Origin of the sequence: Elusimicrobium sp. An273, assembly GCF_002159705.1 — a bacterium.
GTDB classification, from domain to species: Bacteria; Elusimicrobiota; Elusimicrobia; order Elusimicrobiales; family Elusimicrobiaceae; genus Avelusimicrobium; species Avelusimicrobium gallicola.
Genome location: NZ_NFJD01000002.1, coordinates 230,017 through 243,314 on the forward strand (window position 1 = coordinate 230,017; position 13,298 = coordinate 243,314).

Below are 13,298 nucleotides of genomic sequence, written 5' to 3' on the forward strand. Positions count from 1 at the left end.
CAATTTCGCGCGGTTTGTAAAGACACTTTTTAAGTTTTTTGCAAAACACCCTTTTTGGAATTTATAGCGCAATCAATCCCGCCTGTTCCAGCGCTTTCAGCCGGGCCGTTGCCAGCGCGTTTTGCGGATAATAAAACAGCGCATCCTGCAGGCACTTCTCGGCTTTTTTTACGTCCTCCGCTTTATAATACAAAGTAGACAGCGCCAAATTGGCCCACAAATCATCCGGATATTTTTCCAGCACGCCCTCAAGCACTTCTTCGGCCTTAATGTCGTTGCCCGCCAGCGAAAGCACCCGCGCTAACAGAATGGGGCCGTTGGTATCGTCGGGGTAATCTTTTATGTAGGCCTCAATGTCTTTGCGCAGGCGCTGTTGGTAATAAGGCGACATTTTATTAAATTTGTTTGCCTTGTCCTGATAGCGCTGCAGGCGCTGGGCCTGCGCGATGACGGCCGGCCGATCCGTGGAACGGGCCGGATACAGGGCGCTTAAACGCTGGAGCAGTTCGTGATCCAGGGTATCCACCGTCAACCCGCGTTTATAGGTATTTTTGGCGTATTCGGTATCTCCCAACTTTTGATAGATTTCTCCCGCCAAGCGCCACAAATTGGTTTCGTACGGAAACAGCGTCAGCCCCCGCTCCATTAAGGCCAGGGCGGAAGCGTCCGCATAGATCACGTCCTCGTGCAGCAGCTGCGAAAGCATCAAATAGGCCTGCAAGTTATACGGGTGCAGGCGCAAATTATCCATCAGGTAATGCACCGCTTTTTTGGGCTCGTTGGCGCCCAAAGCCGCCAGCGCCGCATGGAAATACACTTCTTCATAATAAGACGCGGCCGACATCGTTTTTTCAAACGCTTCCAAGGCCTCTTTATATTTGCCTTGCGCCAACAGCACGTTGCCCAGCCGGAAACCGGCTTCCGTATTGGCCGGATAAAGCGCCAGCGCTTCGGAAAGGTTTTTGACGGCGGAATCGTATTTTTTGACGGCTACGTCTTTCTGCCCCAAGAAAGAGTGGTACTCACTCGTCAGCCACAAGCCCTGCCACACCAACACGGCCGCACTGGCCCCCAGCACCGCCAAGGCCACCGTTTTGGTAACCGGGTTTGCCGTAATGGAAATGCGGCGTTCTTCCTTCCCCACGCCGCTTACTTCCGCCCCGACCATCCACCAAAAGATAAACGCCGGCACCACCGCGTGCAGGGAGATGTTAAGCATATTGTCGGCCAGCATTCCCAAAATACCGCAGAACAACGCCTGCAAAAGCTGTTTTTTGTCTCCTTCCTTTTTGTGGGCGGCAAAATCGCGCATTTCCAAAAACAGCACCATAAACATAAACAAAAACAACCCCAGCCCGACGATGCCCCCTTGCCCCAACTGGAAGAAAAGCTCGTTGTGCGGGGCGTGGGTGATGGTTTTCAGTTCGCGCAAATTGGGATAGCGCAGCAGCGTTTTGGGTTGGTTCTGCTCAAACGCCATTTGAAAGTTGCCCAGGCCGCTGCCCAAAACGGGGCGTTCCAGAAAAATTTCTTTGGATACGTCCCACATAAACAAACGCTGGTGCAGGGATTGAAAAATCTTATCCCGGTCTACTTTTAACGTGATGTTGGAAGGGGTTACCTGCGCAAGCTCGGCCGCGCGTTTGGCCACGGGGCTGGGCATATCGGTTCCGTCCACATACACCGATCCCCATCCTACTCCCACCGCCAACAGCGCCAGCAAAAACACCCGTCCTTTGCGTTTCCAAATCAGTGCGCGCAGCGTGCCAAACATCCACATCATTACCAGCGCCACCGCCGCCCCTATCCAGCACGAGCGCGCCAGCCCAAAGCATAAAAACAAAATATACACCAACACCAACAGCCCGTAGACGACAAAATCTTTTTTGCTGTCCGTGCGCATAAAATACACCAGCAGCGCCGGCAGCAGCATAACCACCGCCGAGGACAAGAAGTTCGGATTGCCAAACGTGGAAAACGCTTTGCTGGCAAATTGGTTGATTTCAAACGGCCATAAAAATTCCAGTCCCAATGCCTGCAGCACGCCGTAGCAGCACGCCAAAAATACGGCAATAAACATCAGCACCAGGATATTTTCCTGCGTCAGTTTGCGCAGTACGCGCATGCCCAGCCACACGCCCACGCCCCACAACAGCAGGGCGTACCAGTCAAACAGCTGCGCGAGTATATTTTCCGAAGTCAAATGGGTTTTGAGCATCGGCAGAAAATACCACAGCGCCCCCCACCCCAAAAACAGCAAAATATAGTTGGTTTTGCTTTCAATGGTGCCGGAAAAAACGATATTTTTGCTGATGATATACGCCCCCAGCGATACGATAATAAGCAAACTGCCGTAATTCAGCAAATCGTAAAAAAGCGTCTGGCGCATGGCCTGCTGAGCCGAAGACACCGCCGACAGCCACCCCATCACACACGCGGTTACATACACAAAGAAGGCCAAATCAAAAAAAGTTTTGGTAAAATCTATGTCCTTGGAGCGCAAAAATTTAACGGCCAGCGTGCCGTAGATAAGTGCAATAAGCAAATAGAGCAACGTATTTTGCACAAAAAACGGATTGGCGGTTAAATCCGTAAAAAACACGAGCGGCACGACGAGAAAACACATCGCCAGCAACACCCGAACGATCTTCATATAGACGGTTTCTTTAGCAGATTTGGTTAAATTGAGCATATAGTTTCCACAATATAAATAGTTATTCTATATTGTAGTTTTTTCCTTCGTGTTAGGAAAGCAAAAAATAATTAGCCCGCTGTTGCGTTCGGGATACAGCAAAAGATTTCCGGGAAGGCTTTTGCAGATAGAAACAAAGCTAAAATTTGCTATTATATGTATATGCAAAAAACAATTAAAATCGGCAACTATAAAATTTCAAACAATCTGCCTTTGGTTTTTATGGCGGGCACCTGCGTCATTGAAAGCGAAAAGCATTATTTGGACACCGCCAAAAAACTAAAAGCCATTTTGGCCAAAACCAAACACCCTTTTATTTTAAAAGCTTCCTTTGACAAAGCCAACCGCACCTCGGTAGACGCCTACCGCGGCCCGGGCCTTGCCAAAGGGCTGGAAATTTTAACCAAAGCCAAAGCCCTTACCGGGCTGCCGCTGGTGGTGGACGTGCACGAACCGTGGCAGGCCGAAGAAGTGGCCCAAGTGGCCGACATTTTGCAAATTCCCGCTTTTCTGTGCCGCCAGACCGACCTGGTGCTGGCCTGCGCCGATACCGGACGCGCGGTAAACGTAAAAAAAGGCCAGTTCTTGGCGCCGGGAGCGATGGAACAAGTCATCAAAAAAATAGAATCGCGCGGCAACCATAAAATTTTACTCACGGAACGCGGCGCCAGCTTCGGCTACGGCGACTTGGTGGTGGATATGCGCTCGCTGGAAATTATGAAACAGTTTGGCTATCCCGTTATTTTTGACGCCACCCATTCCGTCCAAAAACCAGGCGCCTTGGGCTGCGCCACCGGCGGCAACCGCCAACTGGCGCCGGTACTGGCCAAAGCGGCCACGGCGTTGGGAATTGCCGGCGTATTTTTTGAAGCGCATCCGGATCCGGATCATGCCCTTTCCGACGGCCCAAACTCGTTGAATTTAGAGATGACCGCCCAAATGGTGCGCCAGTTGTGCGCCATTGACCAAGTAGTCAAAAAATTTAAATAATGACCTCATACCCCGCCTGGAAACCGACGATCGGCTGGCACCTCAAATTATTGGGGGCGCTGTTGTTGGTTTGCACGGCGGCGTATGCCGTGCTGGCCTATGCGGCGGGACGACTGCCCGCTCCCTACCAGCAGCGCCAACCCGCGCCGGAAACGACGCCGTGGCTAGATTCAAACAGGTAACTTATGGCTAAACTAGAGTACTCCCCGGCTGAAATTAAACGCATCGCCCGCCATGTGCTGGACGTGGAACACACGGCTTTGGAATTAAGCCGCAAAAGCATTGACGACAATTTTTTAAAAGCGGTGGACGTGATTGCCCATACCAAAGGACGCGTCGTTGTGCTGGGTATCGGCAAGAGCGGCATTATCGGGCGGAAAATCTCCGCCACGCTGGCTTCTACGGGCACGCCGTCTTTCTTTGTGCACCCGGTGGAAGCCCTGCACGGAGACTTGGGGATGATTACCCCCGGAGACGTTATTTTGGCCATTTCTTTTTCCGGCCAGACCGAAGAAATAAACAAAATTCTCCCCTCGCTGGAACGGCGCAAATTAACCGTCATTTCCATGACGGGGCACGACAAATCCAAGCTGGCGCTCATGTCGGATATTCATATTACCGTCTATATTGAACGCGAAGCCTGCCCCTATAACCTGGCGCCGACGGCTTCCACCACCGCCACCTTGGCGGTAGGTGACGCGCTGGCCATTTGCCTGATGAAAATTAAACACTTTGAAAAACGCGATTTTGCCGTCTTTCACCCCGGCGGCTCGCTGGGAAAACTGCTGACCCAGCAAGTAAAAGATTTAATGCGAAAAGGCAAGAATAACCCCACCGTGCGGGAAAGCGCCACCGTGCAGGATGCCTTGTTTGTAATGACGCAAACCGGCGCCGTGGGCGCCACCAGCGTGGTGGACAAAAAGGGCCGCCTGCTTGGCTACTTTACGGACGGGGATTTGCGCCGCCTGCTGCAAAAAGGCACGGACGTGCTGCATAAGAACATTACCGAAGTGATGACCAAAAACCCCTATCATCTGACGGATACCTTGCCGGCGATAGAAGCCGCCAAAATGATTCACGCCACGCACGTGGACAACCTGCCCGTGCTGGACAAAACGGGCAAAGTGGTGGGAATTATTGACGAAAAAGATTTAATTGAATTTTTGGCGTTACTGGATAAAAAATGAGAAAACTGTTTTTATTGTGCCTTGCACTGACTGCCTTGGCCGCCTGCGACACCAGCCAGGAATTTGCACCCGACGAAAACGCCGGTATGCAGGTCGCCAATAAAGTGTCCATTTTTGAATCGCAGGATAACCAAAAAAAGTGGGTCTTGCAGGCGCAAAGCGTGGACTTTTCCGACATGCAGACGGCTACCTTAAAAAACCCCGAGCTCTTGCTTAAAGAAAACGGGAAAGACAGCGCTTCCGTAACGGGCAAAACGGGCTCGTTTGATTACCTGAAAAAGAAAGTTTCCATTGAGGGAAACGCCAAAATTCAGTCGTTTGCCCAGCAGGTGGTCATTACGGCCGACCGCTTTTTTTACGACGTAAACAAAAACCGCATTTGGTCGGATGACAAAACGGTCATCACCCGCGGCGGCGTAAAAGTAACCGCGCGGGAAGGCGTGGTAACCGATTCCAAATTAAATAACATTGAAATCAAAAAACAAACCACCAAGCTTCCCACAAATACGCAGGAACTGAAAAACACTTCTTTATGAAACATTTTTCCGTCTTATTTGTTCTGCTGGCGGCCGCCGTATTGGCAAGCGGCTGCAAAACCGTGCGTATAGAAGGCCCGGCAGTGTCCGTTCCGGCGGCAAAACCCCGCTTGGAGCAAGCCAAAACCTCTTTAAAAAATAAAAAAGAAGCCGCCATCACCCTTCCCCCCACGCTGGGCGGGCTCATCTCCAGCGACCGCTGGCTGATCCACAACGCCAAACAGCAGGAAGAATTCATCGGCCATGTGTCCTATGCAAACGACGTCTATACCTTCCGCTCCGATTATGCCCTTTCCGATCGGCCCAAAAACCGCATTTTTGTCCGCGGAAACGTATATTTAAAGCAAGCCAAGCCCGGCGAACCCGTGTATGAGGCTTATGCGGATAGAGGCACTTACCTTTACCAGAAAAAAACAGGCGATTTGTTAGCCGATCCCGGCAAAGAAATCCGCCTGATTTACAGCGAAAAAGGCCAAGCTCCCGTTACGGCGCAGGCCCAGCTGGCATATTTTGACTTGGAACAGGGCCGTTTTGTGCTCAACAAAGATGTGCGCGTACAACGCCCCACGCCGCAAGGCATGCAAACGATGTCTGCCCAAAAGGTAACTTACCGCCAGCCGCAAAACTTGCTTACCTTGGAGGGCGGCGCCCAAGTGTCCGACGAGCAGCGCACCTTGGCGGCCCAAACCATTATTTACGACGGCACCAAAAACTATTCCTACGCCTACGGATCCCGCCCGCTGCTTACCGGCTCAAGCGAGCAGGGCACATTTGCTATAATAGCGGATAAGGTACAATCCGACAACGAAGGAAACAAAATTACCATGGACGGCAAAGTACAGGGGTGGCTGGTTTCCCCCGCGATTAACGAGGCGGCCGTCAACGACAAATTTTAGAGGTTTTCAAATATGCAGCTTCGCAGCGAACAAATTGTAAAAGTATATAAAGACAGAATGGTGGTAAAAGGGGTGGACATTCACGTCAAATCCGGCGAAATTGTAGGCCTCTTGGGCCCCAACGGTGCGGGAAAGACCACGTCTTTCTATATGATGGTGGGATTTATCAGCCCCACCAAAGGCCGTGTGTTTATCGACGGGGACGACGTTACCTCGCTGCCCATGTACGAACGCGCCCGCCACGGGCTGGGGTATCTGGCGCAGGAGCCGACCATTTTTAAAGGGCTTACCGTGGAAGAAAATTTGCTGGCCGTGCTGGAGCGCATTTTGGACGACAGACAAGAGCAAAAACGCCGGGTGGATGAATTATTAAACGAATTTGGGCTGACGAAACTGGCCAAACAAAAAGCCTGGACGCTTTCCGGCGGCGAAAAACGCCGTATGGAAATTGCGCGCTGCATGATCAGCAACCCCAAAATTATTTTGCTCGATGAGCCGTTTGTCGGCATTGACCCGATTACCGTGTCCGATTTGCGGCATATGATTTTTAAGCTCAAAGACAAAGGAATCGGCGTGCTGATTACCGACCACAACGTGCGCGAAACCCTGCCGCTTACGGAGCGCGCATATCTTATCTACGACGGAAAAATCTTGGTGGAAGGCGACCAAAACACCCTCTTAAACGACCCCAACGCAAGGCGCCTCTACCTGGGCGAAGACTTTAAAATGTGAGGCCCGCCGTGAGCGACTTATTTTCCAAAACCGCCGAAGAATTAAAACAGACGTTTGACAAAAAATTCTTTCAGCGAGCGAAATTCATTCCTTCCGCCAAAAAGACCATTGCCATTTTTTGCGCGCTTAAGGATTTTATTTATCAGTACCCGCTGGAATCCGGACGGGAAACCCTGCCCGTCGGCTTGGAAAGCCTGGCTTGCCGGCTGGAAGAGCAAATCAAAAATTCCCTCTGCTTTTTGTGCCAGGAAAAGGCCGACTGTGCCCGCTGCGAACAAAACGCCCGCCAAATCACGCAGGATTTTATTCTCGCGCTTCCGCAGATTCAGCGCCTGGTCATCAGCGACGTAAACGCCGCCTACGAAGGCGACCCCGCCGCCATCAGCCCCGTGGAACCTCTTTTGTGCTATCCGGGCGTTACCGCCGTCACCCTGCAGCGCATGGCGCATTTTCTGCATGCGCGCGGCGTACGGCTGATTCCGCGCATCGTTACCGAGTACGCCCACAGCCTGACCGGCATCGACATTCACCCCGGCGCGTCCATCGGCCCGGCCTTTTTTATAGACCACGGCACGGGCGTCGTCATCGGCGAGACCTGCGTCATCGGCGCCAACGTAAAGCTCTATCAGGGGGTAACCTTGGGCGCAAAAAGCTTTCCGCTCGATCCGAACGGCAACCCCGTAAAAGGCATCAAGCGCCACCCCAATATAGAGGACGACGTGATTATCTACGCCGAAACCACCGTCTTGGGAAATATCACCATCGGCCGCGGAAGCGTCATCGGCGCCAACAAGTGGATTACCCAAGACGTTCCCCCCCACACCAAACTGAATTAATTTTTAGGCAAACAAAAACCCGCCCGAAAGTTCGGACGGGTTTTTTATAATATCTTTTCGCCTACTCGGCCAGCCGCTTCCAAAACGGTTTTTTATCCGCAGCGGGCGGCAAGTTTTGCTTGGCCAAAAATCCCAGCAAAATGTTTTTCCCATCGGTTACGGGCAGGATATCCGTTTGCTCCTTTAAAAACGTTTCTCGGGCCGTTTGGGCGTCTTGTTCGGGGTGCAGTGCGGCCACAGGACTCATGACCGAGCCGCACACGCTGGCGGGCGTATAGAAAGCCAGTTCCGCCGTGCGGATGACGCCTTTTAACTCGCCGTCTTTGCCGGTTACAAAACACACCGCCGGCAATTTTTTGCGCGGCAGATTTTTAAGCCGCTCGATCAGCGCCGAAAGTTTGCTCTCCGTGCGCACGGCCACCACGTCGGTCGTCATCAACAGGCCCACGCTTCCGGGCGGATAAGAGGACGCTTTCTTCAAAAGTTCCGCAAAAGCCGGCTCCAGCACCGCGGCCATGCGTTCGCGGTACGGGGCGGAAAATTCGTTCATCAGGCGGGCGGCCTGCGGCACGTCTAAGTGCGCCAACACGTAAGACGCCTGCCGCATGGGCAGCCGGCGCAGCACGGCGGCGGCTTTGGCGGGATTCATCGGGTTGAGGCAGGCCACCAGCGTCTGCGCTTTGAGCGAAGACACCAACAACAACACTTCGTGCGTAGCCAGCGTTTCCAGCGCGCGGGCAGCGGCGGCCGGATCGGCCGCAATAAATTTTTCGGTAATGACGCCCGCCAGCGCGTGCATGGGTGAATTCATAAAATCGTCCTTGAAAGTTTGCCTTTAACCAACCATAATTTTATTATAATAATTTTATCAATTATACCGCCCCCAGGCCAAGACGAGGTAACGCTATGTTTTTTGATAAACCCTTTCACGATCTTACGTTTCACGACGTGGTACAGTTCTGCCGCCGCCAGCTGCCCGAAGGAAAACAGCTGGACTATAAATATATGCTGCCCAAGAACCACGAAAAATTCGCCAAAACCATCGCCTCGTTTGCCAATGCCATGGGCGGCACCATTATCGTGGGCGTGCAGGACGACAAAAACGACAAGCCCCGCCCGCCGTTTTTGGGCATTCCCTACCACGAAAAAATGCGCAATTCCATAGAGGACATCATTCAAGTATACATTGATCCCATTGTATTTGTGGACATCAACATTTGCGTAAACGACCGCGGCGACCGAATGTTTGTGCTCATCAACATTCCGCAAAGCAACCTTACCCCGCACCTGGTGGGCAAATCCAAACGCGCCTATATCCGCACCGGCCAAAGCAGCCGCCCGGAAGCGATCGTCCACCCGGAAAAACTGCCCTGGCTGCTGGATCACCGCCGGAAATCCGAACGCCTGCGCCACATTCTCTACGACAAGGCCGAAAGCCATTTTGACAATTATTTAAAAACCATGAACCTAAGCGCCGACGGGCAAACCGCCTGCACCATGTCCGTCATTCCCCTCTACCCCGAAGAACCGCTGACGGACTACAAACACCTGCCGGATATTATTAAAGCTTCGTCTGCAAAGGCCCCCTATGGCATTATGGCAGACCCCGCTTTTCCGCTCCAGCCCGTGCAAGACGGCGCCGCCGTTATTTCCAACAAGCGCGGCGTGTACAGAATGACGGAATTCAACTCCTACGGCCTGGTGATGCGCAAGCAAATCATTACGCAGGAAGAAATCGTCAACGGGCACGCCGCCAAAACGGTGCGCATCGAACACCTGGGCCAAACGCTGACGCTGTTTTTACTGACGGCACGCAAATTTCTGACGCACCTGTCGTTCGGCGGGCCGCTGTATTTCCGCTTGAAAATGAACAATACCCGCGCCCTGCGGGCGCTATTGGGCCCCAAACAAGCCACCGTGCTGGAAGATTACCTGCGTATGGACAGAAACCTGTCGCTGGCGGAGCTGGACACCAAACTGCCCGCCATCTTGGAAAACATCCTGCACGAAGCGGCGTGGTCGCTTGGCCTGCAGGCGGACGAAGCCCAAATCCGCACCTTATTACGCCAATACTTGAAGGAGGCCGAATAATGAGCGAAATTTTCTTTTCCACCGATCCCCGTTTCTGCTCGCACTGCAAACACATTCCGTGCATTTGCAACCGGCTGGGTGCGCCCAAAAAACAAACCGAACCCGTGCGCGTGCGCTTTGCCAAGAACGCAAAAGGAAGCGGGATGACGCTGGTGGAACGGCTGCCCCTTCATCCGGAAGGAAAGGAAGAACTGTTAAAAAAACTAAAAAAATCGCTGGGGTGCGGCGGCACGGTAAAAGAAGGCCGCTTGGAAATTCAGGGAGAGAAAAAACAGCAAACGGCCGCCCTGCTGGAGAAAGAAGGATATAAGGTGCGCGTTTTATAATTTTTTAATACCTAAGAGGAAAAACATGAAAAAAGGATTTACGTTAATTGAGCTGTTGGTGGTGGTGTTGATTATCGGAATTTTGGCCTCTATTGCCATGCCGTATTATTTTAACGCCGTAGAAAGCGCACGGATGACGGAAGTCGTTATGCTGTGGGGGCGGCAAAAAAACTACGTAACCGGCAAAAACTTAACCCAGGATCAGGCCGACCGGCTGACGGAACGCCTGCAAAAATCCAACCTTAAAAATTATACCGGGTATGCCTACTGCCGCGCCAAAGACGACGCGAACGAACCTTGCTGGGAAGCGGTATTTACGCTTAAAAATCCGGACGCCCATTCCCAGTACAAGCTGACCACCACCCGCAATTTCCTGAGTTTGGCCTGCGTGGGGCTTAACCAGGCCGGGAAAGAATTTTGCGAAAGTCAGGCCGGCCCCGAAGAGCCCATTACCCTAGACGGCGAAGAAGCCTATCTGATTCGTTAAAATATAATTTCTGTCCTAATAAAAAACACCCCCAGCAAGCAGGGGGTGTTGTATTTTACATAATCATTACCAAGGCAAAGAGCACTCTTCAGCTCCACACAACGATTTGCATAGCTTTTTCCCGAAATCGCTTTTTCCCTGGCACATAAAAGCCCGCTCGCTCGTTGCGCTTTTTGGCATAAATCCCATCACATATTCAGCCGTATCTATATCCGTACAAGGCTTAGGCATAATAATTAAGCCAAACATGGAAGGATTGTAACAAAAGTGTTTGCTTGCCGCGTATTTCAGTCCGCTTACCCCTCCTTCTTCCAAGGGAAGTCCTACATCTTCCAGCCAAGCTTCCGCCGCTTCTTCATTAGAGGCAAATTTCGCGTCGCTTAGCTCAATCATCGTCAAGTTTTGTTCAATTTTATGTACCACGGTATAAACTTCCGCCAAACGGCTTTTTTCCACGGAAAGTTGATACTGCGGCAAGGCCACTGCAGACAGTATCCCGATAATCAGCACTACAACCAACAATTCTATGAGCGTAAAACCGGCTTTTGCCGGATGTAATAAAGGATTGATATATTTTTTATTCATATTTAAATTTTATAAAAAACACAAAAAAAGCAAAATTGATTTTTATACCACGCCTTCTCGCCGCACCCGCACCTCTTAACCGCCCCCTCATTAAAAAACGGCGGACACGCTTTTGCCTGTCCGCCGTCTTTGCTAGCCAAAACCTTATTTCAACGCTTCCAACATAGCGGGCACTACGTCGTACAAATCGCCTTGCACCGCATAGTTGGCCACTTTCATAATGGGCGCCTCGGGGTCTTTGTTAATGGCTACAATCACATCCGAGCCGCTCATGCCGGCCATATGCTGAATCTGCCCCGAAATGCCGCAGGCAATATACACTTTCGGCTTGACCGTGCGGCCCGTCAGCCCCACTTGGTAGCGGTAGTCAATCCAGCCGCTGTCCACCGGGGCGCGCGAAGCCGCCACCGCTCCTCCCAGCCGATCAGCCAGTTTGTGAAGCAGTTCAAATCCTTCCGCCTTGCCTACCCCGCGGCCGCCGGCTACGATAATTTCCGCTTCCGACAAGTCCATCCCGTCGCCCTGGCTTTTGATAAACTCCACAAATTTGGCCAGCGTCGTATGTTTTTTCGGGTCAAACGCGAAGCGGACTATTTCCCCCGTGCGCCCCGCTTGGCGCGGCGCTTTTTCGTACGACATCGGCCGCAGCGAACACATTTCCGGGCGCGTATGGGTGCAGGTAATGGTCGCCATCAGGTTGCCGCCAAAGGTAGGGCGCGTGGCGTACAGCTGGCCGTCGGCCTTATTGATAACCACTTCCGTGGCGTCGGCGGTCAGACCGGTGCCCACGAAAATAGCCGTCTTGGCGGAAAGCGAGCGGCCCAAGTTGGTGGCCGGGAGCAAAAATTTATTCGGCTGATACTTTTGAACCATATCGGCCAACACTTTGGCGTAGACGTCGTCCAAATAGTTTTCCAAGGCTTTGTCGTCGCACACGTATACGACGTCCGCCCCGTGTTCAAACAAATCTTGGGCAAATTTTTCCACCTCATAGCCCAGCAGTACGGCGCACAATTTTTCGCCCAAATCGTCGGCTAGTTGGCGCCCCGCCGTTAAAAGTTCCAAGGCCGTGGGGCTTAGTTTGCCGCGCTGCGCCTCGGCGAAAATCCAAACATTTTTGCAATCGTTCATAACACTTTCCTTAAATGTATTTCCCTTCTTTTAAAAGGCTCACCAAACGGGCGGCTTTTTCTTTGCCGTTAGCGCCTTCCACCGCTACGGCGCATACTTCGCGCTTGGGCACAAAGGATTTTACCACGTGCGTCGGGCAGTTTTTCACGCCCAGCATATTTTTGTCCGCGCCGATATCGTCCGCCGTCCACTTGGTTACTTGCGCGCGTTTGGCGGCCATGCGGCCTTTTACGCTGCGCACCCGCGGGCTGTTGATTTCTTTCACGACCGACAACACGCACGGAAACGGCAATTCCAGCACTTCGCTTCCGTCCTCGGTCAGGCGTTCCACGACGATGGATTTTTCCTTCACTTCCACCACTTTTTTCACAAACGCCGCGTTGGGCATTTTAAGCCAGGCGGAAATTTGCGGGCCGATGTGGCCGGTGTCGCTGTCGTTGGTTTGTTTGCCGCAGATGATTAAGTCCACCGGGCGGATGGCGTTGATTTTTTCAATGCCTTTGGAAAGCGCATAGCTCGTAGACCACGTGTCCGACCCGGCAAACGCCACATCGCCCAGCTGGTAGACGCTGTCCGCCCCGCGGGCGATACTGTCGCGCAGCACGGCCTCGGCCTGCGGCGGGCCCATGGTAATGACGGACACCGTTCCGCCCTGCTGTTCTTTTAACGTAACGGCTTCTTCCAAGGCGTATTCGTCAAAAGGGTTCATCGCGCTCGCCGCGCCGGAGCGGATTAAGCATCCGGTGGCGGGGTCTATTTTCACATTGTCCGACTTCGGGGTTTGCTTTACGCAAGCTACAATATGCATA

General features: G+C 52.4%; 15 protein-coding genes. 10 read left to right on the plus strand and 5 right to left on the minus strand.

Annotated elements, in window-relative coordinates:
* Positions 1-61: 61 nt before the first annotated feature.
* Positions 62-2,692 carry a tetratricopeptide repeat protein gene (locus B5F75_RS03815; protein ID WP_087288115.1) on the minus strand — a complete coding sequence of 877 codons (2,631 nt, stop codon included), beginning with the start codon at positions 2,690-2,692 and terminating at the stop codon, positions 62-64.
* Between the two features lie 162 nt (positions 2,693-2,854).
* On the opposite strand from B5F75_RS03815, the gene kdsA reads away from it, so the two are divergent.
* Genes kdsA through epsC form a run of 7 tightly spaced genes read left to right on the plus strand, consistent with a single transcriptional unit; the run spans position 2,855 to position 7,869 of the window.
* Positions 2,855-3,682: a 3-deoxy-8-phosphooctulonate synthase gene (gene kdsA, locus B5F75_RS03820; protein ID WP_204201202.1), complete on the plus strand. Its 828-nt coding sequence runs from the start codon at positions 2,855-2,857 to the stop codon at positions 3,680-3,682.
* A complete protein-coding gene (locus B5F75_RS07295) occupies positions 3,682-3,864 on the plus strand; it encodes a hypothetical protein (RefSeq protein WP_143351240.1) in 183 nt (60 codons plus the stop codon). Before kdsA ends, B5F75_RS07295 begins: the two co-directional genes overlap by 1 nt.
* A 3-nt stretch (positions 3,865-3,867) precedes the next feature.
* Complete coding sequence (locus B5F75_RS03825; protein WP_204201203.1) at positions 3,868-4,869, plus strand: KpsF/GutQ family sugar-phosphate isomerase; 1,002 nt, start codon at positions 3,868-3,870, stop codon at positions 4,867-4,869.
* Entirely contained in the window at positions 4,866-5,405 is a 540-nt protein-coding gene (lptC, locus tag B5F75_RS03830) for an LPS export ABC transporter periplasmic protein LptC (protein ID WP_087288119.1), read from the plus strand. The genes B5F75_RS03825 and lptC overlap by 4 nt, the downstream gene beginning before the upstream one ends.
* On the plus strand, positions 5,402-6,301 hold the full coding sequence (locus tag B5F75_RS03835) for an LptA/OstA family protein (protein WP_087288121.1): 900 nt from the start codon (positions 5,402-5,404) through the stop codon (positions 6,299-6,301). Before lptC ends, B5F75_RS03835 begins: the two co-directional genes overlap by 4 nt.
* A gap of 12 nt (positions 6,302-6,313) precedes the next feature.
* Positions 6,314-7,033: an LPS export ABC transporter ATP-binding protein gene (lptB, locus tag B5F75_RS03840; RefSeq protein ID WP_087288123.1), complete on the plus strand. Its 720-nt coding sequence runs from the start codon at positions 6,314-6,316 to the stop codon at positions 7,031-7,033.
* 8 nt (positions 7,034-7,041) lie between these two features.
* Entirely contained in the window at positions 7,042-7,869 is an 828-nt protein-coding gene (gene epsC, locus B5F75_RS03845) for a serine O-acetyltransferase EpsC (protein WP_204201204.1), read from the plus strand.
* A 61-nt stretch (positions 7,870-7,930) separates the two neighbouring features.
* Here the strand turns inward: epsC and B5F75_RS03850 are convergent, their stop codons facing one another.
* Entirely contained in the window at positions 7,931-8,680 is a 750-nt protein-coding gene (locus tag B5F75_RS03850) for a magnesium transporter MgtE N-terminal domain-containing protein (protein WP_087288127.1), read from the minus strand.
* A gap of 95 nt (positions 8,681-8,775) precedes the next feature.
* Between B5F75_RS03850 and B5F75_RS03855 the strand changes: the two genes are divergently transcribed.
* Genes B5F75_RS03855 through B5F75_RS07690 form a run of 3 tightly spaced genes read left to right on the plus strand, consistent with a single transcriptional unit; the run spans position 8,776 to position 10,773 of the window.
* A complete protein-coding gene (locus tag B5F75_RS03855) occupies positions 8,776-9,960 on the plus strand; it encodes an AlbA family DNA-binding domain-containing protein (protein WP_087288129.1) in 1,185 nt (394 codons plus the stop codon).
* The gene (locus B5F75_RS03860; protein WP_087288131.1) at positions 9,960-10,286 is read left to right on the plus strand and encodes a translation initiation factor; all 327 of its coding nucleotides are present in this window, start codon (positions 9,960-9,962) and stop codon (positions 10,284-10,286) included. Before B5F75_RS03855 ends, B5F75_RS03860 begins: the two co-directional genes overlap by 1 nt.
* A gap of 25 nt (positions 10,287-10,311) precedes the next feature.
* Positions 10,312-10,773, plus strand: a complete 462-nt coding sequence (locus B5F75_RS07690) for a prepilin-type N-terminal cleavage/methylation domain-containing protein (protein WP_087288133.1) — start codon at positions 10,312-10,314, stop codon at positions 10,771-10,773.
* Between the two features lie 66 nt (positions 10,774-10,839).
* Here B5F75_RS07690 and B5F75_RS07695 read toward each other — a convergent pair whose 3' ends face one another.
* The 3 genes from B5F75_RS07695 to B5F75_RS03880 all read right to left on the minus strand — a co-directional run bounded on the left by B5F75_RS07695 (position 10,840) and on the right by B5F75_RS03880 (position 13,297).
* Positions 10,840-11,358 (minus strand): pilin, encoded by a 519-nt coding sequence (locus B5F75_RS07695; protein WP_087288136.1) that lies wholly within the window; start codon positions 11,356-11,358, stop codon positions 10,840-10,842.
* Between the two features lie 144 nt (positions 11,359-11,502).
* The gene (locus tag B5F75_RS03875; protein WP_087288137.1) at positions 11,503-12,489 is read right to left on the minus strand and encodes an electron transfer flavoprotein subunit alpha/FixB family protein; all 987 of its coding nucleotides are present in this window, start codon (positions 12,487-12,489) and stop codon (positions 11,503-11,505) included.
* Between the two features lie 10 nt (positions 12,490-12,499).
* Positions 12,500-13,297 (minus strand): electron transfer flavoprotein subunit beta/FixA family protein, encoded by a 798-nt coding sequence (locus B5F75_RS03880; RefSeq protein ID WP_087288139.1) that lies wholly within the window; start codon positions 13,295-13,297, stop codon positions 12,500-12,502.
* Position 13,298 lies beyond the last annotated feature (1 nt).

Coding starts and splice junctions, on each gene's coding strand:
- B5F75_RS03815 (WP_087288115.1), bottom strand. CDS start 2,692: ATGCTCAATTTAACCAAATCTGCTAAAGAAACCGTCTATATGAAGATC.
- kdsA (WP_204201202.1), top strand. CDS start 2,855: ATGCAAAAAACAATTAAAATCGGCAACTATAAAATTTCAAACAATCTG.
- B5F75_RS07295 (WP_143351240.1), top strand. CDS start 3,682: ATGACCTCATACCCCGCCTGGAAACCGACGATCGGCTGGCACCTCAAA.
- B5F75_RS03825 (WP_204201203.1), top strand. CDS start 3,868: ATGGCTAAACTAGAGTACTCCCCGGCTGAAATTAAACGCATCGCCCGC.
- lptC (WP_087288119.1), top strand. CDS start 4,866: ATGAGAAAACTGTTTTTATTGTGCCTTGCACTGACTGCCTTGGCCGCC.
- B5F75_RS03835 (WP_087288121.1), top strand. CDS start 5,402: ATGAAACATTTTTCCGTCTTATTTGTTCTGCTGGCGGCCGCCGTATTG.
- lptB (WP_087288123.1), top strand. CDS start 6,314: ATGCAGCTTCGCAGCGAACAAATTGTAAAAGTATATAAAGACAGAATG.
- B5F75_RS03850 (WP_087288127.1), bottom strand. CDS start 8,680: ATGAATTCACCCATGCACGCGCTGGCGGGCGTCATTACCGAAAAATTT.
- B5F75_RS03855 (WP_087288129.1), top strand. CDS start 8,776: ATGTTTTTTGATAAACCCTTTCACGATCTTACGTTTCACGACGTGGTA.
- B5F75_RS03860 (WP_087288131.1), top strand. CDS start 9,960: ATGAGCGAAATTTTCTTTTCCACCGATCCCCGTTTCTGCTCGCACTGC.
- B5F75_RS07690 (WP_087288133.1), top strand. CDS start 10,312: ATGAAAAAAGGATTTACGTTAATTGAGCTGTTGGTGGTGGTGTTGATT.
- B5F75_RS07695 (WP_087288136.1), bottom strand. CDS start 11,358: ATGAATAAAAAATATATCAATCCTTTATTACATCCGGCAAAAGCCGGT.
- B5F75_RS03875 (WP_087288137.1), bottom strand. CDS start 12,489: ATGAACGATTGCAAAAATGTTTGGATTTTCGCCGAGGCGCAGCGCGGC.
- B5F75_RS03880 (WP_087288139.1), bottom strand. CDS start 13,297: ATGCATATTGTAGCTTGCGTAAAGCAAACCCCGAAGTCGGACAATGTG.